Annotated in this window: 18 protein-coding genes; 7 read left to right on the forward strand and 11 right to left on the reverse strand. The window is 39.4% G+C overall.

The features are described from left to right. Positions 1 to 431: 431 nt before the first annotated feature. Both fadB and fadA read left to right on the forward strand, forming a co-directional pair. Positions 432 to 2585, forward strand: coding sequence for a fatty acid oxidation complex subunit alpha FadB (fadB, locus tag AC1PJ9_RS07645; protein ID WP_263612785.1), 2154 nt, complete (start codon positions 432 to 434; stop codon positions 2583 to 2585). A gap of 12 nt (positions 2586 to 2597) precedes the next feature. After that, positions 2598 to 3770 (forward strand): acetyl-CoA C-acyltransferase FadA, encoded by a 1173-nt coding sequence (gene fadA, locus AC1PJ9_RS07650; protein ID WP_263612784.1) that lies wholly within the window; start codon positions 2598 to 2600, stop codon positions 3768 to 3770. A gap of 47 nt (positions 3771 to 3817) precedes the next feature. Here the strand turns inward: fadA and AC1PJ9_RS07655 are convergent, their stop codons facing one another. Further along, on the reverse strand, positions 3818 to 4309 hold the full coding sequence (locus AC1PJ9_RS07655; RefSeq protein WP_263612783.1) for a hypothetical protein: 492 nt from the start codon (positions 4307 to 4309) through the stop codon (positions 3818 to 3820). A 241-nt stretch (positions 4310 to 4550) separates the two neighbouring features. After that, entirely contained in the window at positions 4551 to 5198 is a 648-nt protein-coding gene (locus tag AC1PJ9_RS07660; protein ID WP_263612782.1) for an RBBP9/YdeN family alpha/beta hydrolase, read from the reverse strand. A 71-nt stretch (positions 5199 to 5269) separates the two neighbouring features. Here AC1PJ9_RS07660 and AC1PJ9_RS07665 point away from each other — a divergent pair, with 71 nt between their 5' ends. After that, a complete protein-coding gene (locus AC1PJ9_RS07665; protein ID WP_263612781.1) occupies positions 5270 to 5635 on the forward strand; it encodes a MerR family transcriptional regulator in 366 nt (121 codons plus the stop codon). A gap of 21 nt (positions 5636 to 5656) precedes the next feature. Here AC1PJ9_RS07665 and AC1PJ9_RS07670 read toward each other — a convergent pair whose 3' ends face one another. After that, on the reverse strand, positions 5657 to 6415 hold the full coding sequence (locus tag AC1PJ9_RS07670; protein ID WP_263612780.1) for a hypothetical protein: 759 nt from the start codon (positions 6413 to 6415) through the stop codon (positions 5657 to 5659). A gap of 177 nt (positions 6416 to 6592) precedes the next feature. Here AC1PJ9_RS07670 and AC1PJ9_RS07675 point away from each other — a divergent pair, with 177 nt between their 5' ends. From AC1PJ9_RS07675 to AC1PJ9_RS07685, 3 genes are all read left to right on the forward strand, one after another. Then, positions 6593 to 7303: a DsbA family oxidoreductase gene (locus AC1PJ9_RS07675; RefSeq protein WP_263612779.1), complete on the forward strand. Its 711-nt coding sequence runs from the start codon at positions 6593 to 6595 to the stop codon at positions 7301 to 7303. 352 nt (positions 7304 to 7655) lie between these two features. Beyond that, complete coding sequence (locus tag AC1PJ9_RS07680) at positions 7656 to 8795, forward strand: hypothetical protein (RefSeq protein WP_263612778.1); 1140 nt, start codon at positions 7656 to 7658, stop codon at positions 8793 to 8795. Positions 8796 to 8917: 122 nt separating this feature from the next. Continuing rightward, positions 8918 to 9820: a selenocysteine synthase gene (locus tag AC1PJ9_RS07685; protein ID WP_263612777.1), complete on the forward strand. Its 903-nt coding sequence runs from the start codon at positions 8918 to 8920 to the stop codon at positions 9818 to 9820. A gap of 85 nt (positions 9821 to 9905) precedes the next feature. On the opposite strand, the gene htpG is transcribed toward AC1PJ9_RS07685, so the two are convergent. The 5 genes from htpG to AC1PJ9_RS07710 all read right to left on the reverse strand — a co-directional run bounded on the left by htpG (position 9906) and on the right by AC1PJ9_RS07710 (position 15781). Beyond that, on the reverse strand, positions 9906 to 11825 hold the full coding sequence (htpG, locus tag AC1PJ9_RS07690; protein WP_263612776.1) for a molecular chaperone HtpG: 1920 nt from the start codon (positions 11823 to 11825) through the stop codon (positions 9906 to 9908). Between the two features lie 102 nt (positions 11826 to 11927). After that, positions 11928 to 12281 carry a lysozyme inhibitor LprI family protein gene (locus AC1PJ9_RS07695; RefSeq protein WP_263612775.1) on the reverse strand — a complete coding sequence of 118 codons (354 nt, stop codon included), beginning with the start codon at positions 12279 to 12281 and terminating at the stop codon, positions 11928 to 11930. Between the two features lie 183 nt (positions 12282 to 12464). Next, complete coding sequence (locus AC1PJ9_RS07700; protein WP_263612774.1) at positions 12465 to 13046, reverse strand: OmpW/AlkL family protein; 582 nt, start codon at positions 13044 to 13046, stop codon at positions 12465 to 12467. 327 nt (positions 13047 to 13373) lie between these two features. Then, complete coding sequence (locus AC1PJ9_RS07705; protein WP_311087014.1) at positions 13374 to 14798, reverse strand: Na+/H+ antiporter family protein; 1425 nt, start codon at positions 14796 to 14798, stop codon at positions 13374 to 13376. Positions 14799 to 14899: 101 nt separating this feature from the next. Further along, on the reverse strand, positions 14900 to 15781 hold the full coding sequence (locus tag AC1PJ9_RS07710; protein WP_311087015.1) for an alpha/beta fold hydrolase: 882 nt from the start codon (positions 15779 to 15781) through the stop codon (positions 14900 to 14902). A gap of 117 nt (positions 15782 to 15898) precedes the next feature. Here AC1PJ9_RS07710 and AC1PJ9_RS07715 point away from each other — a divergent pair, with 117 nt between their 5' ends. Then, entirely contained in the window at positions 15899 to 16384 is a 486-nt protein-coding gene (locus tag AC1PJ9_RS07715; protein ID WP_263612771.1) for a DUF4442 domain-containing protein, read from the forward strand. A 39-nt stretch (positions 16385 to 16423) separates the two neighbouring features. Here the strand turns inward: AC1PJ9_RS07715 and AC1PJ9_RS07720 are convergent, their stop codons facing one another. The 3 genes from AC1PJ9_RS07720 to rpoC all read right to left on the reverse strand — a co-directional run bounded on the left by AC1PJ9_RS07720 (position 16424) and on the right by rpoC (position 21736). Then, positions 16424 to 16780: a DNA transfer protein p32 gene (locus AC1PJ9_RS07720; RefSeq protein WP_311087016.1), complete on the reverse strand. Its 357-nt coding sequence runs from the start codon at positions 16778 to 16780 to the stop codon at positions 16424 to 16426. Between the two features lie 214 nt (positions 16781 to 16994). Next, positions 16995 to 17360 carry a DNA transfer protein p32 gene (locus AC1PJ9_RS07725; protein WP_263612769.1) on the reverse strand — a complete coding sequence of 122 codons (366 nt, stop codon included), beginning with the start codon at positions 17358 to 17360 and terminating at the stop codon, positions 16995 to 16997. 182 nt (positions 17361 to 17542) lie between these two features. Continuing rightward, complete coding sequence (gene rpoC, locus AC1PJ9_RS07730; RefSeq protein WP_311087017.1) at positions 17543 to 21736, reverse strand: DNA-directed RNA polymerase subunit beta'; 4194 nt, start codon at positions 21734 to 21736, stop codon at positions 17543 to 17545. Positions 21737 to 21798: the final 62 nt, after the last annotated feature.

The raw sequence follows: 21798 nt of genomic DNA on the forward strand, positions 1-21798 counted from the left end.
TAAAAAAATAGACAACCCTTTCTGTCTAATAATTCACAAAGTATCTTAATTTTCATTAACAGTTCAAAAAACCAAGGTTATTCAACCGTCTTTATTATTTTTTTCATTTATGCGCTTTTCCCACTGAAATCTGTATTTCTTTATTGTTCTTTTATCATTCATTTCATCATTTACTACATTCTCTTATGGGCCCTTCAACTCTTGCTTATCAAGCTATTACCCCCAATAAAAAAACATATTTTTCATATAAATAAATTAAAAAAAATTATTTGTAGACAATTGATGACCCTTGCGTCACGGCTTGATACAACTTGTTGGCTTCTTTTTAGATATAGTTATCGTAAGATTAGCGAAGCATAAATGTGTACCGGAGCTGTACACACGCTTCATAACATCAACTTAGAAATCCTCCAAAACTAAGGAGATCAGGCATGATCCACGCTGGCAATGCCATTACCGTCCAAATGCTTGCGGACGGAATTGCAGAATTCCGCTTTGACTTACAAGGTGAGTCGGTCAATAAATTTAACCGTGCAACAATTGAAGATTTCCAAGCTGCTATCGCAGCAGTAAAAGCCAATAACGATATTAAAGGCTTAGTCGTAACTTCTGGCAAATCTACATTTATTGTTGGGGCAGATATTACCGAATTTGGCGAAAACTTCGCCCAAGGCGAAAAAGCGATTGTTGACTGGCTTATGCCTGTTCACGAGATCTTCAATAGCTTTGAAGATTTAGACCTTCCAAAAGTTGCTGCTATTAATGGCATGGCTTTAGGTGGCGGTTTTGAAATGTGCTTAGTGTGTGACTATCGTGTGATGTCAGAAGCTGCACAAGTGGGCTTACCAGAAATCAAACTCGGTATTTATCCTGGTTTCGGTGGTAGCGTTCGTTTAAGCCGTGTTATCGGTATCGACAACGCAGTTGAATGGATGGCAATGGCTGTTCCTAAAAAACCGGCTGCCGCTCTTAAAGATGGTGCTGTTGATGCTGTAGTGGCTGCTGACAAATTACTTGAAGCTGCAACTGACTTGGTTAAACAAGCAATTTCTGGTCGTTTAAACTGGAAAGCAAAACGCCAAGAAAAACTTGACGCTGTAAAATTGAACCCACTTGAACAAATGATGGCGTTCAACACAGCAAAAGGTGCTGTACTTGCTAAAGCAAACCCTGCTCAATACCCTGCTCCAAAATTATTACTTGATTCATTACAAGCAGGTGCAAGCCTTGCACGTGATGAAGCGTTAAAAGTTGAAGCTGAAGGCTTTGCTAAAGCAGCAATTACTCCACAAGCTGGTGCATTGATTGGTTTATTCATCAATGACCAAGTTGTGAAAAAAGCATCTAAACAACATGAAAAAGGTGCTCACCCTGTAAATCAAGCGGCTGTACTTGGCGCTGGTATTATGGGTGGCGGTATTGCTTACCAAGCGGCAAGCAAAGGTACTCCAATTATCATGAAGGATATTGGTAACCCACAACTTGCATTAGGTATGTCAGAAGCAAACAGCTTGTTAACTAAACAGGTTGAACGCAAAAAAATGAAACCTGCGCAAATGGGTGAAACGCTTGCTCGTATCCGTCCTACTTTAAGCTACGATGAGTTTAAAGAAGTTGATATCGTGATCGAAGCGGTAACTGAAAATCCAAAAGTTAAAGAAATCGTACTTGCAGAAACTGAGAAAAATGTTCGTGAAAATACGATCATTGCTTCTAACACTTCTACAATTTCAATTACACGTTTGGCAAAAGCATTACAACGTCCTGAAAACTTCGTTGGTATGCACTTCTTCAACCCAGTTCACATGATGCCGCTTGTAGAAGTTATTCGTGGTGAAAAAACTTCTGAAGAAGCAATTGCAACGACTGTCGTTCTTGCTCAAAAAATGGGTAAAACACCAATCGTTGTAAACGACTGCCCAGGGTTCTTGGTTAACCGTGTATTGTTCCCTTACTTCGGTGCATTTGACCTTCTTGTAAAAGACGGCGCAGATTTCCAGCAAATCGACAATGTAATGTCTAAGTTTGGTTGGCCAATGGGTCCTGCTTACCTGATTGATGTTGTAGGCATCGACACAGGTGTACATGGTGCTGAAGTCATGGCGGAAGGTTTCCCTGACCGTATGAAGCCAGACTACAAAGGCGCAATCCAAGCAATGTATGAAGCGAAGCGTCTTGGTCAAAAGAATGACGTAGGTTTCTACAAATACGAACTCGACAAGAAAGGCAAGAAAGCAAAAACTGTTGATCCAACAGCGTATGAAGTGATTGCTCCATTCGTAACTGGTGAAAAACGCGAATTTGATAACCAAGAAATCATTGACCGTATGATGCTTGCTTTCTGTAACGAAACAGTTCGTTGCTTGGAAGACAAGATTGTAGCAACTGCATCTGAAGCAGACATGGCAATGATTATGGGTGTAGGTTTCCCTCCATTCCGTGGTGGTCCATGCCGTTACATCGACCAAACAGGTGTTGCTGAATACGTTGCGCTTTGCGACAAATATGCACACTTAGGTAAGGCTTATGAAGCGCCGCAAATGTTGCGCGACATGGCTGCTAACAACAAAAAATTCTACGGTTAAGGAGCGACGTGAATGGCTACTTTAAATCCACGTGACGTTGTGATTGTTGATGGCGTTCGTTCTGCCATGGGCAAATCTAAAAACGGTATGTTCCGTAATGTACGTGCCGACAGTTTATCTGCTGAACTTGTACGTGCGCTCGTTGCCCGTAACCAGTTTGATGTAAACGAAGTTGAAGACCTGATCTGGGGCTGTGTAAACCAGACTCTAGAACAAGGTATGAACATTGGTCGTAACATCGGTTTATTGGCTGACTTGCCTAAAACTGTTGCTGGTCAAACAGTGAACCGTCTTTGTGGTTCGTCTATGCAAGCAATCCACACTGCGGCAGCACAAATTGCGACCAACCAAGGTGACATCTTCATTATTGGTGGTGTAGAGCATATGGGCCACGTAGGTATGATGCACGGCATCGACCTTAACCCAGAAGCATCTAAACACTATGCGAAAGCATCTAACATGATGGGCTTAACTGCTGAAATGTTAGGTCGCATGAACGGCATTACGCGTGAAGAACAAGATGCGTTCGGTGTTGAATCTCACCGCCGTGCTTGGGCTGCAACTCAAGAAGGTCGTTTCAAAAACGAAATCGTTGGTGTTGAAGGACACGATGCAAATGGCTTTAAAATCCTTTGCGATATTGACGAAGTAATTCGTCCAGATGCAAACCTTGAAGCGTTCAAAGCATTAAAACCTGTGTTTGATCCTAAAGGTGGTTCAGTAACAGCAGCAACTTCTTCTGCTCTTTCTGACGGTGCTTCTGCAATGTTGCTTATGTCTGCTGAACGTGCTCAAGCATTAGGTTTAAAACCACGTGCTGTCATTCGCTCTATGGCAGTTGCAGGCTGTGACGCAGCAATCATGGGTTACGGTCCAGTTCCAGCAACTCAAAAAGCGCTTAAACGTGCTGGTTTAACGATGGAGGATATTCAAACTATCGAATTAAACGAAGCATTTGCTGCTCAAGGCTTATCAGTAATGAAAGGCTTAGGCGTTTATGACAAGCAAGACATCATTAACTTAAATGGTGGTGCGATTGCTTTGGGTCACCCACTAGGCTGTTCTGGTGCGCGTATCACCACTACGTTGTTAAACGTAATGGAACAACAAGATACTCAAATTGGTCTTGCGACTATGTGTATCGGCCTTGGTCAAGGTATTGCAACGATTATCGAACGTGTTTAATTAACATCTAGATAAAAAAATCCCCGCTCAATGTGGGGATTTTTATTTTATCGGCCTTTTAAACCATCTTGAATTTGCTGTTGTAAATTTATAATGTCATTAAGATTTACTTTCATCGTACCATCACGATAAGCATCAACATTACTTCGGTTAATGTTCAGCGGCTTTAACATTTCAAAAATACCATTGGTTGGGTCAGAAGACTGAATCCCACCTGCTACTGCCAAAATATATTCTCGTAAAAATGGAGAAAGTTGTGAGAGATCAGGCTGCACCATAACGGGCTGATAATCTACGGTCGTCATACCTTCAGGGACTAAAGCATTCTGTATATCGTTATGTATTTTATATTCATGGTGTTGTAGTGCTTGGCGTACCTTCTTATCTTCTTGAAACGGCACAAAGCCCACCTCGTCACGTAGCTCAGATTCAGCCATAACGCGAATAGTGGGTAAAGTCGTTACCTCTTCTGCCTGAACAGTTGCCAAACCCATAAAAGCAAATGCAGCGATTAAAGCTGATTGTTTTAGAAAGTTCATAACTTGCTCCAAAAAAATCAGTCATCCTATTTCAATCAAAAGATGAAGATTCAAATAAAGGTCTCTATAAATAGGCTACAACAAACTGTATCTTGATTCAGTAAAGCTCGGATAAACGGTAAATATAATTAAAATTTTTAATGTAATAGTGAGGGACTTTTATTAATAGAAAGCCGAATAGAAAAACCACCCTATAAATGATTTATAACCATTTATAGAGTGAAATTTATCTTATAAATTTTTAGTCGTTCTCTAACATTTCTTTTAAAGAATTCACGACTTGCGGAAATGCCGTATAACCTTCCCGACCTAAAAAGTGCCCACCATTAGGAACTGTAATGTACGGCGCATCAATATCTTTAGCCAATTGAACTGTCAGTTTTGGTGGAACCAAATCATCATTATCAGACAAATACACCAGCTTTTTGTTTATCCCCTTAAAGTAATTGGTGTCGACTTTGCTCTTTGTTATATAAGCTGTGAGAGGTGAAGAATCTGCAATTGGTCCAGAGAATCCAGATACTAAAATCATTCCTCCAATATGTTGATAACCATGTCTTTGCAAAAAGTGCAGCAAAGTAATCACACCCAAACTATGTGCCACAAAATAGGTATTTTCATTAACCTGTGGAATCTGTTCATCTAAAACCTTCTGCCAAGCATCTACATCGGGATGCTCAGAATCTGGAAATGGTATTAGGGTCACAGATGTATGTTCATCTTCTATTTGATGTTTTAGATCCAAGAACCAGTGATCATTTATAGAAGCTGAATACCCATGAAGTACAAATATTTGACGCATGTTCTTCTCCTGAAGTTCCAGTGTTTTGGCATTTGCAACAAATGACATCCATCCGAATAACACCAATAAAATGAGTTTTCTGATCATTGAACAAGTACCATTTTGAAAGATAAAAACATGCTAAACTATGACACCACTGTTAAGGTCAAGCCTATTTTATGAACCTCGCTAAAGTCGCTGAGCTTACAAAAGTTAGTCCGCGTATGCTGCGTTATTATGAAAGTTTAGGGCTAATACAACCGCATCGTGCAAGCAATAACTATCGAAGCTATACCCAAAAAGATATTGAAAATATTAGGAAAATTAAAATATTAAATGATGCAGGTATGCCCCTAAAAGACATTCAGGTGTTATTACCGTGTTTTGATTTAGATGAACGAGTATTTACGCTCTGCCCTATTGTTCAAGAAAAGCTACAAACAGAACTGATGCATGTCTCTGAGCAGTTAAACAAACTACAAACTTCTCAAAGTTTATTACAATCTTTCTTGGCAAAAGGCAAAGCTGAGAGCACCAATACATAGTAGTTGATGCTCATACTGTAACTATTCTTCTAGCTCATTTTCTAAAGCAGCCACGTTCTTTTTCTTAATACTTTCAATTTTTGCATTAAGCTTTAAAACATGTTGGTAAAGCTCGTTAAATTTTTTAACTTGAGCATTTTCATGAAAAAGGATCATATGATCTTTCTTTTGCCACGAATAGTTTTTTAGAAGTTTAAACATTTCCTCTGCGTCATCTAAAATTTGTAGCTCAATCATAAAAATCGTATGATCTTGATCAGCCTTTTGCTGAGTTCCCAATTTCATTTCAAGAAGTTGTCTCGTATCTGCATCAACAGATAATTCCTGAATTTTAGCGAGAAAAGTCTTATGTATTGATTCATATTCAGACTGATACTTATCTGAAGCTTTCCGAACATCAGCCAACATCTTTTCTGTTTCGGTATATTTTTGTTTTTTATCAAGGTCCAATCGATCAACATTTAAAAAAGTGTCCCATTTCGCAGCTTTTAGTTCTCTTAAATATTCATTGCGGGCATTTACGTTTTGAACCCAATAACTTAAAAGGAACTCTGAGACTTGCTTATAGTGTCCTGCAAGCCGTTTATCATGAATATCGAGTTGTACAGGTTTAGACCAATCTTGAGCCTGCTCATAAAGTTCACTCATTTTTTCATTCATCACGACATCGAACATTTCGCTACTGTCTTTAGCTTGTTGCTGTTTGATATGTTGATAGGAAAAAAAGACAATACCTGCAATCACCACCAGACCTGCAATTGCAATCAAAATTCGGCGCATACACACCTCCTATTTCCATTCTTATAGTTTTGCTCTTTATAGTTATAAAATAGAGCTCTTTCTTCTTTATATGTCATTTATTTCATAATACGCAACACTCTATTCGCTATTCAATGCTTTAAATCCTTGCACATCATCCCTATTATGATGGGTAATTAAAATTTATGAGATTCTCCCATGCGTGTTGATGTCTGGTCTGATGTAGTTTGTCCTTTCTGTTACATCGGCAAAAAACGCCTTGAACATGTCGCGGCTGAAGCTGGTATTGAACTTGATATTCATTGGCATAGTTTCGAATTAGATCCGAATGCGCCAGCAACACATGACACTTCAAATACTGAGCGTTTAGCGAAAAAATATGGCCGTACCTATGAAGAGATGGAAGAAATGGAGCGCAACATTGCGGCCATGGCTGCCTCTGAAGGTATCGATTTCCAATGGCAAAAAGCCAACTCAGGCAATAGCTTTAACGCTCACCGTATTATTCATCTTGCCCAAAGTAAAGGTTTAGGTAACCAAGCAAAAGAAGCCTTTTTCCATGCTTATATGACTGAAGGTTTAGCGATTGGTGAACGTGAAGTCGTAGAGGAAATCGCTTCTCGTATTGGCCTTGATAATGCCGAAGTTGAATATGTACTCGATACGAATGAATTGGCTGACTTCGTTCGTCATGACGAAAAAATTGCACACGAGCAGCTCAATGTAACTGGCGTACCATTCTTTGTATTTGATCAAAGAATTGCGCTTGCAGGTGCACAGCCTCGTGAAGTGTTTTTACAAGTGTTAGAACAAGCACAGCTCAAAGCAAATGCTGAAGAAATCGAGCAAGATGACGCAGCTGTTTGTAATGATGAAACATGTGATATTCCACAAGATAAACAGTCTTAATTGTAAAGTGTGAACAAATCGTATGTTTTATCACCGTTTTAGCAATAGAGCGTTCTAAAAAAAGAACTATTCAATTGTTTAAAATGTGTTTATGATTGCGACTTAGAATATTCGCGCTGTAATGTTCTGTTTTTTATATGTTTAATGATCGGAATTTGAAGTTTCCTTGATCTAAAATCCCCCTAGTTTGGGGGATTTTTTTTGCTTAAAAATTCTCGCTAATAGCTTAAACTTTTTAACTTATTTCAAATATGTAAGAAAAGTTAAATTTACTTAACTTTTGTGTCGTCCTCTTGATTTTATTAGAGAAATCAACAAAAGTGACAATAACAACAAAACATAAAAGATAGATATGAAAATATTTCACGTTATTACGTATCGGCAGCTTTTCGCACTTGTAACTTTAGGATTTGGTTCAGTATGTATGGCTCATGCAGAAGTAAACTCTTCTTCAACTCAGCAAGTCAAAGGTTCGTCATCTGGAGTACAAACCGAAGAAAATAAAGATGAAAATCTTTTAGATCAAATCCCAAGGTGGATTGATGCCACCCCAACGATTTTTCCGGAGCAGTCCAATCAACCTATTGTTCCACCCACCGAGCAAACTGAAGATCAGACTTGGTTTGACCGTAAGCAAAAGAAAATTCGAAATTGGGCTGATCATACCTCTGAAAAAATTGATAACTGGTTTGGTGAAGTCGACCCGCAAAAACCAGCTACTGCAACCATCCGTGTAATGGTTGATAACTATTGGAATGAATACGATAACTTTGAAATCAAACCCAGAATACGCGGGAAGATTAAACTCCCTACGCTAGAGAAACGCTTAAGCGTGGTGTTTGGTGATGACTCTTTAGATAACGAATTTAATAATAGTCCAGCCAATATTAACCAAAACCCAAATCAAGATTCAAATAAGAAACTTGATACTAAACGAACACGAGATGACAACAGCTCAATCGCATTACGTTGGTCAAATTTCTCTAAAAAACTGCCGTTTGAAACAGATGCAGACTTAGGTATCCGTTCTGGAGACGACGTGTATGTTCGCTTAAAAGCATCGAGAAATTGGCAACTCCGTAATGACTTTAAGTTTTATGCTGAAGAGATTTATCGCTATGGCATTCATAGTGAAAATTATTTACGTACTAACCTAGAGCTTACCCATGCTCGTCCAAATCAACCGATTTTATCGAACCAGTTCAGCTTAACGTATGCCGATGATCAAGATGATGATTTAACATGGGAAAACCGAGTTTTCCGCGAACATAGTTTCTTTGCAAATAACCGTTTTAACTATGGTATTTATACAGGTGGCTATTACAACGACAACGATTTACGCTTAAACAGTTGGGGACCATTTGTATCATGGCGTCAGCCGCTCTTTCGTGAATGGTTCTTTGTACAAGGCGACGTCAATTACTTTAATGACCACCGTGAAGACCGTAACCATTTTGTCAGCACATTCTTACGTTTAGAAGCACTGTTCTAATTGCTAAGAACCACCTTGGAGGCTGTCTCCAAGGTGATGAAAAATAAAATACTTTTAAATAAAAATTTAAGCTTTTTCCCTTACAATACTGAGCTAACTTTTGATTCTTGATTTTCATAAAAATGAATCAATTCTCTTCTTTTTCATTCGAATATAAATCTAAAGCCTTACTTTGTATTTATAGTTTAGGTATGTTGGTTTTAATTCCTCATACACAGCTTTTCTCTACTTCTTTCAAGCATCAACGCTCTACAAGACGATCTCTACATTCGTCCACCCTATTCATAAGAAATAATAGTCACATACTCTCTTTTTCGCCTTCACCCTGTGAAGCAGAAACAAATAATGATTCAGATGCCGCACTTATTCAGGACCTGATGGCGGTGTTTGGAAATGATACGTTATGGAGCCGTGCAACTCAGCCCAAGCACCCTTATAAAACCTTAGGTAAGAAAAAGAAGAAAGCTTCAACACCCCATATTTCGGTTAGTAATCCACTTACCGCAAGCTGGGATACGATTTCAACATGGATGCCTTTCGAAAATAATCTTGATTTAGGCTCAAATTCAGACAGTGATGTTTACGTACAATTTCTTGCCAAGAAAAAATGGAATTTAAGACATAACATAAGCATAGATACCGAACAGGTCTTTCGCTACGGTTCAACCAGCCGGAACTATACGGAAACAACACTCAACTTAACGCAGAAAATGCAAGACAACACCCTATTCGCTAACAAATTTAATGTGAATAAGAGCGAAAATGAAGAATACAACTGGGGCAATTGGACTTTTCAACAATTTGCGTTTGTAAAAGATAATAGTCTGACTTACGGTATTTATAGTGGTGGCGTATATACCAAAAATGACATGCGGATAAATAGTTGGGGACCCTATCTCTCATGGCGTCAGCCTATATGGCGAGATTGGATTTTTATGCAAAATGATCTTAATTTTTTTAATCATATTGATGATGACCCTAAGCATCAATTGAGTGTACAAATGAATCTGGAAGCTAATTTTTAACCAAAAATCATTAAGTTGTGGATAACTCTTTCTTTATCCACAAAAAAGCCTCTGACAGTTCAGAGGCTTTTTTTATATCAAAAAATTATTTCAACAATAGGCTATTAATACGCTTCACATAAGCTGCTGGGTCTTCTGGTAAACCACCTTCTGCAATCACAGCCTGATCAAAAATCACGTTTGCCAAGTCATCAAATTGTTCTGAACCTTCAAGTTTTTTCACTAAAGGATGCTCAGGGTTAATTTCTAAAATTGGCTTGATTTCAGGAACAGCTTGACCTGCTTGTTTCAACATACGAATAAGTTGCGGTGATAACTCACCTTCACTTGTTACTAAACACGCCGGAGAGTCTACCAAACGGGTCGTTACACGTACTTCTTTAGTTTTAGCCTTCAACGAGTCACTTAATTTCTCAACCACAGGCTTAAATTGTTCAGCCGCTTGCTCAAGTGCCTTTTTCTCTTCTGCATCTTGTAAGTCACCTAAATCAACAGCGCCTTTAGATACATTCTTTAATGGCGTACCGTCAAACTCATGAACAAAGTTCATTGCCCACTCATCAACACGCTCTGTCATTAATAATACTTCAATGCCTTTTTTCTTAAACAACTCTAGCTGTGGAGAGTTTTTAGCAGCAGCTAAGCTGTCAGCAGTAACGTAATAAATGGCTTTTTGGCCTTCTTTCATGCGCGCTTTATAGTCTGCAAAAGAAGTTACCACTTCATCATTTGTTGAAGTTGCATAACGTAATAATTTTAAAATACGCTCGCGATTACCGAAGTCTTCACCCAAGCCTTCTTTAAGCACTGAACCAAACTCAGTGTAGAACGTCTTGAATTTTTCTTGGTCTTTTTCATCTTCTGATTTAGCCAAGCCGTCAAGCAAAGTGAGTACACGGCGTGCGTTACCTTCACGAATTGTCTTAACGTCACGGCTTTCTTGCAACAACTCACGGCTCACATTAAGCGGTAAATCGGCGCTGTCCACGACACCTTGTACAAAGCGTAAATAGTTTGGAATTAAATTATCCGCATCATCCATAATGAATACGCGTTTTACATACAGCTTAATTCCCGCTTTTGCTTCACGTGTAAAAATGTCATGAGGTGCTTTACTTGGAATATAAAGTAACTGGGTATATTCCGTACTACCTTCTACACGGTTATGAGCCCAAGCCAGTGGCGCTTCAAAGTCATGCGTTAAGTTTTTATAAAACTCAACATATTGCTCTTCAGTCACTTCACTTTTGTTACGTGTCCATAAAGCACTTGCAGAGTTAATCGCTTCCCATTCGTCAGTTTTGACCATTTGGCCACCTTTAGGTTCTTCACCTTCAGCGACTTCCTCTTCTTGCCAAACTTCTTTTTGCATTTCAATTGGCAAGCTAATGTGGTCAGAATATTTATTAACGATCTGCTTAACTTTATAAGATTCTAAATAATCAAGCGCGTCATCACGCAAGTGAAGAATAATGTCAGTACCACGTGAAGCTTTATCAATTTGCTGAACTTCAAACTCGCCTGTACCGCCACTGATCCAACGCACCCCTTCAGAAGCATCTAAACCTGCGCGGCGTGATTCCACCGTAATTTTATCGGCAACAATAAAACCTGAGTAAAAGCCAACACCAAACTGACCAATCAACTGAGCATCCGCTTTCTGGTCACCCGTCAATTTTGACATGAAGTCTTTAGTACCTGATTTTGCAATGGTACCCAAGTTATCAATTGCTTCTTGTTGGCTTAAACCAATACCGTTATCAGAAATCGTTAAAGTTTTATCTTCTTTATTTAAGCTGATTCGTACATGTAAGTCCGGATCATTTTCATAATATTCAGGATGATTAATTCCTTCAAAACGCAACTTATCACATGCATCTGATGCATTCGAAATAAGCTCACGCAAGAAAATTTCAGGGTTCGAATAGAGAGAATGCGTCACTAAATGTAAAAGCTGTGCTACTTCTGCTTGGAAACTATAATTTTGTGATGCTTGTTCACTCATAAATCACTCCTTAAATTTTGAAGTTTGTTTGTTCTCGAATGCTTTATGAATGGAGTACTTCTAGAATTTTTCAATCCTGAATATTAAAAAATTTTTCTTTAACTAAAATGGACCGTGACTTAATACCCTATCTTGTAAGATAGAATCTAACTGTTGTTGCCTCTGTTGATAAGCTTTGGAAATACAACTTACATTAGCTGCGCAAGCATTTCTTTTTTTCAACCACTGCTGCTGCGTATCTTTTTGATTATCACGACCACCCATTGGCAAAGCATGTAAAACAATTTGATAAGTCGTTGCCATTTTGACATCTGCATCATTTAAAGAACGGTTTTTACAAATGCTTACTTCCGTCTTGGTTTTTGCTGCATCGCAAGAGAAACTAGCTGCCTGCACACTATGAGTAAAAGCCATACCACTTAAAAGTGCTAAGCCTATGGCGAATTTTCTATTCATGACGTTATTCCTTTAAAGATATATAAAAAATAGTTTAAAAATAAAGGTTGAAAGAATATGTAGAAAACTGTCTGTTTTATGCTTTTTTTAGTGAGAACAATAAAATAAAAAACCTCACATAAAATCTATGTGAGGTGCCTGAGTCTAGGTTTGTTATTATATTTTTTCTATTTATTATTATGCTTAAAATTTATAGCTATAACCTAAAGTGTAAACAAACGGGTTAATATCCAAGTCGAATTTAGCACCATTTGTTAAAGTAACTTCTGGGCTAATATCCGCGTAGCGAACATCTACAAATACACCCCAATTTTTTGCATCAGCAGGTTGAAAGTTAAAACCAACTTGACCAGCTACACCAAAATCTTCTTTTACTTTGTCAGCAACACCTTGTTCATCCCAAGGAATAAATGCTGTTGCCCCGATACCAATATACGGTGTAAAACGAGTTGAGTTTTTAAAATGATATTTCGCGGTAATTGTCGGTGGCAATTGTTTAATACGCGCTACTTTCTGACCATCTAATAAAACATCATGATTAACTGGCGTTGCTAATAATAATTCTGCCGAAAAAGGAGATTCGCCAAAAAAGTATTCAACTGATGGTGTAAATGCATATTCATTATCAGCCTTTACTACACCTAAAGCAGTTGTTGTATCCTCAGATGGAGCAATAACACTACCACCAAATTTTACTTGCCAATTACCAGCAAAAGTAAATGAAGACATCCCCATTAATGCAATAACTAACGCTTTTTTGAACACTTTAATATCTCCAACCTTATTTATATTTATAATAAACATTTATTTTAAATTGATGCAACACCCATTATAAAATTATTTTTATATTTATTTTTAAATAACTGTTTTAAATAAAATTATATATTAACCAACCATTTTAATTGGTTTTTATCCCAACCTAATTAATCAGAATTATTTTATATAACCAACCTTTTTAATATACTTTAAATTCCGAGTATTTTAATATAATTTATTTTAAATGCATGTTTTATTTATAGCATAAAAAAACCTCCTTAATGCTTATCTTTAGATAATTATTAAGGAGGTTTTAATTCAATATATTATAAAAACTTATAAAACCATGGCTGCAATCCAACCAAAAACGAGTAGAGGAATATTAAAGTGGATAAATGTTGGAATCACAGTATCCCAAATATGGTCATGCTGCCCATCTACTCCTAAGCCAGCTGTAGGTCCTAAAGTTGAATCGGAAGCTGGAGAACCTGCATCACCTAAAGCCGCTGCTGTTCCAATCAGTGCAATCGTTGCTAATGGCGAGAAACCAAACTGTACACATAAAGGCACATAAATAACTGCTAAAACAGGAACACTTGAGAAAGATGAACCAATACCAATCGTGACAAATAAACCAATACAAAGCATTAAGAAAGCTGCAAGCGCACGATTATCCCCAATGATTTCAACCACACCTTTTACCAGTTGATTGATATCCCCAGTATGCGTCATGACTGAAGCGAAACCCGCAGCGGAGATCATAATAAAACCGACTAGAGCCATCATTCGCATGCCTTGTACAAAGACATCATCTGCATCTTGCCACTTAAAAATGCCTGCTGTAGACAAAATTGCAAAGCCTACTAAACCACCCAAAATCATTGAGCCAGAATAAAGCTGTGCAACTAAAGTGAGGCCTATCGCCAGTAAAGCCATGAAAATTGTTTTCTTAGCAATTACAGGGCCTTGCTCTGCTTCATGTTTAAGTTCTTCTGCATCTGCTTTTAGATCTGCTGTTTCATCTTGCGCTGTTACACGCAGAGGTTTATCTAAATCGATGGTGGTTACAGGGGTAATGGTACGATCTGCATAAATTCTTGGCTTACGGTAACTAATAAACACCGCAACCAAAGTACCTAAAACCATTCCTAGAACTGGAATTGCCATGCCAATTGGCATCATGCCTCGTTCTACATGTAAGCCATAAGCAGCACCAATTTTGTTGATATTTCCCATTAAGATTTGTTCAAGGAAAATCGCCCCAAAGCCGACAGGTAGAAAAATATAGGTACCCACTAAACCTAAAGTCAAAACACAAGCTGCTGCGCGGCGGTCTAGCTTTAAATGGTTCATGACTCGTAATAACGGCGGTACAAGTACAGGAATAAATGCAATATGAACTGGTATTAGGTTTTGAGAGAAAATGGCAGCAATCAGTAAAATACCTAAGAGTAAATATTTTACTTTGGTTTCACGGCTTTTCCCCGCTTCCATTCCCAAAAGACCAATAAGCTTGTGAGCAAGCAGGTCGGGTAAACCCGATTTAGAAAGAGCAAGTGCAAATGCGCCTAATACGGCATAAGCAAGTGCAACTTCGGCACCATCACCTAGACCAGCATTAAAAGCTTCAACCGTTTGAGAAAGACTTAAACCCGCAACAAGACCACCAACAATGGCAGAGACCACTAATGTCAATACGACAGAAACGCGTGCTAGTGAGAGTAAAAACATCACAGCAATCGCCACAACAACAGCATTCATGAACAAATTCAGAACAAAACAAAAGGCGATATTCTATCAGATTCGCATCTACGAAGCCGAAAATATCGCCGAATGAGCAGTTTTGTATATTAAACAGTCACTTATTTACTTTGTGATTGAATAAACTGACGAATATGACCTGCCACTTTTTCAGCCTGACTCAGAATCGCCCAATGGTTTGCTTCAAGCTCAACATACTCAAAGTTTTCAACCCATTTTGGCATTGCTTCCGTAATATATTCAGGACTCACAAAAGTATCGTATTTTAAAATTATTGCTTTGACTGGACACTGTGCATAACGCTGGCGAGGAGCTGTTAAGCGAGGAATAAAATTCGCACGGTATAAATTAATCCCATATTTACCGTCAGCAGAAATATTACTATTTAACGGTAAATTATCTTTTCGCTCTAAGTCTTTTAATATTTTGCCCCATTTTTCTGGGCTAAATAGAGACCATACTGTTGGAGCAATTAATGGTAAATGGAACGCACCGATATACCATGATTTCGTTAATATTTTTAAGATCTTTGCAGGATCTGTTTTAAATTTATCTCTTAAGAAGAGTGCAGCATGATCTAAACAAGGACCAGAGATGGTCGTGTAAGATAACAAGCGACCTTTAAATTTAGGTTCAGTTGCAGACTCCCAAGACTGAATTGAACCCCAATCATGTGCAGCCATATGGAACTGTCGGTTTGGGAGTACTTCATCGACGACTTCTTGTAAATCTAAAGATAAACGCTCTAAACGATAATCTCGTATTCGTTTAGGAATAGATGACAAGCCCGCTCCACGGACATCATAAGTAACAATATAAAAATCATTGATTAAATGCTCAATGACCGATTCCCATACTTCCTGATTATCAGGATAACCATGTACTAAAACTAATGGAGTATTTTTCTCATCGCCCCAAGCCTTGGCACAAAGCGTTTGTTGGTCACTTGTTGTTAGTGTATAAATCTTTGGCTGCATAATCATTTCCTATTTTGTTTTTCAATCGATCATGTCGTTAATCGGATAAAGCATTGCCATCAATATAAAAAAGATGATACTTATCTAGTATGACCAGTGTTGCAATAAAAAAAATTGACTATTATGGCTATTTTAAAAAAACTTCAGAACATTCCTTCAATTTCTAAATTCTTATTTAACCACTACCCACCTTATCGTGGGGCAGGGATTTATATTGAAGTCATGAACTTAGAACTTTGTCATGTTCGGGTAAAAATGCCGCTGACCTGGAAAAATCAAAATCTGGTAGGTACTCATTTTGGTGGAAGTCTTTACTCGATGGTTGATCCATTTTATATGCTGATTCTTATGCATCACTTAGGATCAAAATACATTGTCTGGGATAAAGCGGCTGAGATTAATTTTTTATCACCTGGCCGAAGTACTGTTTATGCGGACATCCGAGTTGATTTAGCAGAAATTGAACAGATTCGAGAACTCGCCGAAAACTATGCTCCTGTACTCAGAACATATCATCTAAATATTTTTGATGAATCGGGCGTGAGAATTGCTGAAGTGCAAAAGACCCTCTACATTCGCCGTAAAAAAGCAAAAGCTTTTCAACAATAAAATAAGCGCTCTAAGGCGCTTATTTTATATCAGTAAACTTTATTTCTTTTCTTCAATCGCAGCACCGGCACCACCACCAATTGCGCCACCAATTGCAGCACCAGAGTCACCACCCAATATTGCTTTACCTACCACAGAACCGATACCAGCTCCGATCGCACTCTTGGTCGTGGTTTGCTTACTACCGCCTTGGCTATTTGAACCTACACCAGCACCTGCTGCTGCACCGACACCCGCACCTATACCACCACCCACATGGTTACCAACTCCACCACCAACAGCACCGCCTAATGCAGCTGCGCCAATGCGCTGGTCAGATGGACTCATATTCTGACAACCAGTGAACATAAATGCAGATAACATTAAAGTAGAAATTAAACCAATTGTTTTTTTCATGACCGTACTCACTCCTTTGTGCTCTTATCAAAGCATAATCTTCTTTTATGAGTAATTTGATCAGTTTGTGTTATCGCACTGTGGCAATCGATTGATATTTTGTAAAAGCCTTCTATGTAGAGTTAATTATTTAAATTTCAATCTACTAAAGAAACAAAAAAGAAGCTCTTCATTAAATAAGAGCTTCTTTTTTTAAATATCTTAAAGGGTAATTTTAGTATTTTCCTTTTTTCTCTTCATAAGCCGCGCCTGCGCTACCACCTAGCGCTCCTCCTGCAGCGGCGCCTGAATCACCACCAATGATTGCGCCACCTAAGATAGCACCCACACCGGCACCAATTGCACTATTACGTACAGTTTTACTGCTAGACCCTTTTGCATTCGCTGCCACACCTGCGCCAAGTGCCGCCCCTAAGCCTGCACCAATATTACCGCCCACATGTTTACCGACTGCACCACCTGCACCACCACCAATAGCGGCTGAACCAATACGTTTGCTTTCTGGACTTGCATTTTGGCAGCCGACAAATAGCGTGGTTGACATCAAACCCACACCTGCAATCATCATCATTTTTTTCATTCGATTTACTCCAGTCTTCATAAGCAGGTAGCCTAATGGTTTTTTGTGGAGTCTTTATCCCGCTTAAGTAATAAAATAATGGCTCTTTAATGTGTTTATGTAATTACAACTTTTAATTGTTAAAAATGAATATAAATAAAAAAAGGCACCCTGAGGTGCCTTTTTTTATTGCCAGTCTAAACCTAGAATTGCTCTGAGTTTAATGCTTGGCTGAATGCTTGGTCTACTTCGCTGAAGTCATTATGAAGCTCATGTTCTGCAGCTTCTGCTTCTTGACGACGACGCTCTAAGTGGTATGCAAGACCAGTACCAGCTGGAATCAAGCGACCCACAACAACGTTTTCTTTCAAGCCACGTAAATCATCTTCTTTACCTGTTACAGCAGCTTCAGTTAACACACGAGTTGTTTCCTGGAACGATGCAGCAGAGATAAACGAGTCAGTAGAAAGCGATGCTTTCGTAATACCCATCAATTGACGTTCAAACTTCGCAGGGAACTTGTTCTGAGCCAAGACAGCTTGGTTCTCTTGAACAACACGGATGTAATCCACTTGTTCGCCTTTAATGAAGCTTGTATCACCACCATCGATGATATCAACTTTACGCAACATTTGACGTACGATAACTTCAATGTGCTTGTCGTTGATTTTTACACCTTGGAGACGGTAAACGTCTTGAACTTCGTTCACGATGTAGTTAGTTAAAGCAACTTCACCTTTCAAGCGTAAGATGTCATGTGGGTTTTGTGGACCATCAGAAATGGTTTCACCACGGTTCACATGTTCACCTTCAAACACGTTGATTTGACGCCATTTTGGAATCAACTCTTCGTAAATTTCAGAACCGTCATCTGGAGTAATTACTAAACGGTTCTTACCTTTAGTCTCTTTACCAAAGCTTACGATACCAGACACTTCTGCCAAGATCGCATGTTCTTTCGGCTTACGTGCTTCGAACAAGTCAGCAACACGTGGAAGACCACCGGTAATATCACGAGTACGTGAAGATTCTTGTGGTACACGACCAATAACGTCACCCACACCAATTGTTTCGCCATCACGAACGGTAACAATCGTGTTTTGTGGTAAGAAGTAGAACTGTTCACCACCATCAGCCGTATCCAATACGATTGCTGGACGTAAATCTTTACCAGAAGCAGGACGTGCTGTTACAGGCAAGATTTCAACAGTTGTCATACCAGTTGCATCATCAGTTTTCGATGTTGCAGTTACACCATCAGCGATTTGGCTGAAACGTGCTTTACCAGCAACTTCTGTTACTAATGGATGTGTATGCGGATCCCAAGTTGCAACGATACCACCTGCCTCAACGACTTCACCATCTTTCAACAAGATGCTTGCACCGTAAGGAAGTTTATAACGCTCACGCTCACGGCCTAACTCATCGGCAATACCAATTTCACCTGAACGTGAAACTGAAACCAAGTGACCTTTCGCGTGTTGTACAGTTTTCACGTTATGGAAACGTACAGTACCTTTGTTACGTACTTGAACACTGTTTGCAGCAGAAGTTCGGCTCGCAGCACCACCTACGTGGAACGTACGCATCGTTAACTGTGTACCTGGCTCACCAATTGATTGCGCAGCCATTACACCTACTGATTCACCTGGGTTCACCAAGTGACCACGTGCAAGGTCACGACCATAACAACGAGCACATACACCGAATGTAGATTCACATGCGATTACAGAACGTACTTTAACTTCATCGACACCAGCTTCTTCAAGCTGAGCTGCGATTTTCTCGTCAATTAACGTACCACGAGGTAATACAACTTCATCATCAGACGCACGACGTACATCTTCAGCAGTTACACGACCTAATACGCGGTCACGTAATGGCTCGATGACATCACCACCTTGAATGAATGGAGTCATTACCAAACCACCGGCTGTACCACAGTCAGGCTCGGTAATTACTAAATCTTGCGCTACGTCTACAAGACGACGAGTTAAGTAACCAGAGTTCGCAGTTTTTAATGCTGTATCGGCCAAACCTTTACGCGCACCGTGTGTTGAAATAAAGTACTGAAGTACTGTCAAACCTTCACGGAAGTTCGCTTTAATCGGTGTCTCAATAATCGAGCCATCCGGTTTTGCCATCAAACCACGCATACCAGCAAGCTGACGAATCTGTGCCGCACTACCACGGGCACCAGAGTCAGACATCATATAGATACTATTGAATGATTTTTGCTTCTCGTCTTCACCTTGTTTGTTTTTAACAACAGTGTAAGACAAGTTATCCATCATCGCTTTCGCAACTTGGTCGTTTGTACGCGCCCAGATATCGACAACTTTGTTATAACGTTCACCAGCAGTTACGAAACCTTGTTCGAACTGTTGTTCGATTTCACGAACTTCTGTTTCCGCTTTATCAATAATTGTGTGTTTCGTAGGTGGAATTAACATGTCTTCCATACCTACAGATACACCTGAACGAGTCGCTTGACGGAAGCCCAAGTACATTAACTGGTCAGCGAAGATAACAGTATCTTTCAAACCAAGTTTACGGTAGCAAGAGTTGATTAACTTAGAGATGTTCTTTTTAGTCATCTCAAGGTTGATCATGTCAAAACTTAAACCTTGTGGAACAACTTCCCAAAGTAAGCAACGACCTGGTGTTGTATCAACGATAATAGTTTGGTGTTCACGTTCACCATTTTCATTGATAACAGTTTGATGCACACGCACTTTAACACGCGCATGAATCGCAACTTGACCAGTTGCAAGTGCACGGTTTACTTCGTGAGTATCCGCAAACACCATGCCTTCACCTTTCGCATTTACTGCATCACGAGTGATGTAGTAAAGACCCAAGACAACGTCTTGAGAAGGAACGATGATTGGCTCACCGTTTGCAGGTGACAAGATGTTGTTCGTTGACATCATCAATGCACGAGCTTCTAACTGTGCTTCAAGTGTCAATGGCACGTGTACCGCCATTTGGTCACCGTCGAAGTCGGCGTTGAACGCAGCACAAACGAGTGGGTGAAGACGGATTGCCTTACCTTCAATAAGAATAGGTTCAAATGCTTGAAGACCTAAACGGTGAAGTGTTGGCGCACGGTTCAACATAACTGGATGTTGACGAATTACAGATGCAAGAACGTCCCAAACTTCTGGAGTCTCACGCTCAACCATTTTCTTCGCAGCTTTAATGGTTGTTGCCTGACCTGAAGCTTGTAGTTTCGCGAAAATAAATGGTTTGAATAATTCAAGTGCCATTTTCTTCGGAAGACCACATTGGTGAAGACGTAAAGTAGGACCTACAGTAATTACCGAACGACCAGAGTAGTCAACACGCTTACCTAACAAGTTCTGACGGAAACGACCTTGTTTACCTTTGATCATATCTGCCAAAGATTTTAATGGACGTTTGTTAGAACCAGTGATTGCGCGACCACGACGACCGTTATCAAGCAATGCATCTACAGACTCTTGTAACATACGTTTTTCGTTACGTACGATAATGTCTGGCGCTGCAAGGTCAAGAAGACGCTTCAAACGGTTGTTACGGTTAATCACACGACGATATAAATCGTTCAAGTCAGAAGTCGCGAAACGACCACCTTCAAGTGGAACTAATGGACGTAAATCTGGTGGAAGCACCGGAAGTACATTCATTACCATCCATTCTGGCTTGTTGTTCGAGTCTTTGAAAGCTTCCATCAATTTCAAGCGTTTAGACGCCTTTTTCAACTTCGTTTCAGAAGTTGTTTGAGGAATTTCTTCGCGTAAACGTGCAATTTCAGCTTCAAGATCAATGTCTTTCAACAAGTCTTGAACTGCTTCCGCACCCATTTTCGCAACGAACTCGTCACCGTGCTCTTCTAAAGCTGTAAAGTATTCTTCATCGTTAAGAAGTTGATACTTTTCGAATGGTGTCATACCAGGATCAGTAACAACGTATGATTCGAAATACAATACACGTTCGATATCACGAAGTGTCATATCAAGTAATAAACCGATACGGCTAGGTAACGATTTTAAGAACCAGATATGCGCAACTGGAGAAGCAAGTTCAATGTGACCCATACGTTCACGACGAACTTTCGCTGTAGTTACTTCAACGCCACATTTTTCACAAATGACGCCTTTGTATTTCATACGCTTGTATTTACCACACAAGCATTCGTAATCTTTTACTGGACCAAAGATTTTGGCACAGAATAAACCATCACGTTCTGGCTTGAACGTACGGTAGTTGATTGTCTCAGGTTTTTTAACTTCACCATGAGACCATGACTTAATCATTTCTGGTGACGCAAGACCAATACGGATACGGTCGAACTCAACTGGCGCATGACCATCTGAATCCGTTTTCTTACGCATGATATCGAGCAAGTCTTTCAATTTTTTTCTCCGTGTGCCGGGAAGCCTCGCTTACCCGACTGGGTCACAAATATTGTTTTTTC

The sequence above is a fragment of the Acinetobacter sp. 70_2 genome, assembly GCF_056736115.1.

Bases quoted from the DNA above. Each gene is read 5' to 3' on its own strand.
- fadB (WP_263612785.1), top strand. From the start codon at position 432: ATGATCCACGCTGGCAATGCCATTACCGTCCAAATGCTTGCGGACGGA.
- fadA (WP_263612784.1), top strand. From the start codon at position 2,598: ATGGCTACTTTAAATCCACGTGACGTTGTGATTGTTGATGGCGTTCGT.
- AC1PJ9_RS07655 (WP_263612783.1), bottom strand. From the start codon at position 4,309: ATGAACTTTCTAAAACAATCAGCTTTAATCGCTGCATTTGCTTTTATG.
- AC1PJ9_RS07660 (WP_263612782.1), bottom strand. From the start codon at position 5,198: ATGATCAGAAAACTCATTTTATTGGTGTTATTCGGATGGATGTCATTT.
- AC1PJ9_RS07665 (WP_263612781.1), top strand. From the start codon at position 5,270: ATGAACCTCGCTAAAGTCGCTGAGCTTACAAAAGTTAGTCCGCGTATG.
- AC1PJ9_RS07670 (WP_263612780.1), bottom strand. From the start codon at position 6,415: ATGCGCCGAATTTTGATTGCAATTGCAGGTCTGGTGGTGATTGCAGGT.
- AC1PJ9_RS07675 (WP_263612779.1), top strand. From the start codon at position 6,593: ATGCGTGTTGATGTCTGGTCTGATGTAGTTTGTCCTTTCTGTTACATC.
- AC1PJ9_RS07680 (WP_263612778.1), top strand. From the start codon at position 7,656: ATGAAAATATTTCACGTTATTACGTATCGGCAGCTTTTCGCACTTGTA.
- AC1PJ9_RS07685 (WP_263612777.1), top strand. From the start codon at position 8,918: ATGAATCAATTCTCTTCTTTTTCATTCGAATATAAATCTAAAGCCTTA.
- htpG (WP_263612776.1), bottom strand. From the start codon at position 11,825: ATGAGTGAACAAGCATCACAAAATTATAGTTTCCAAGCAGAAGTAGCA.
- AC1PJ9_RS07695 (WP_263612775.1), bottom strand. From the start codon at position 12,281: ATGAATAGAAAATTCGCCATAGGCTTAGCACTTTTAAGTGGTATGGCT.
- AC1PJ9_RS07705 (WP_311087014.1), bottom strand. From the start codon at position 14,798: ATGAATGCTGTTGTTGTGGCGATTGCTGTGATGTTTTTACTCTCACTA.
- AC1PJ9_RS07710 (WP_311087015.1), bottom strand. From the start codon at position 15,781: ATGATTATGCAGCCAAAGATTTATACACTAACAACAAGTGACCAACAA.
- AC1PJ9_RS07715 (WP_263612771.1), top strand. From the start codon at position 15,899: ATGGCTATTTTAAAAAAACTTCAGAACATTCCTTCAATTTCTAAATTC.
- AC1PJ9_RS07720 (WP_311087016.1), bottom strand. From the start codon at position 16,780: ATGAAAAAAACAATTGGTTTAATTTCTACTTTAATGTTATCTGCATTT.
- AC1PJ9_RS07725 (WP_263612769.1), bottom strand. From the start codon at position 17,360: ATGAAAAAAATGATGATGATTGCAGGTGTGGGTTTGATGTCAACCACG.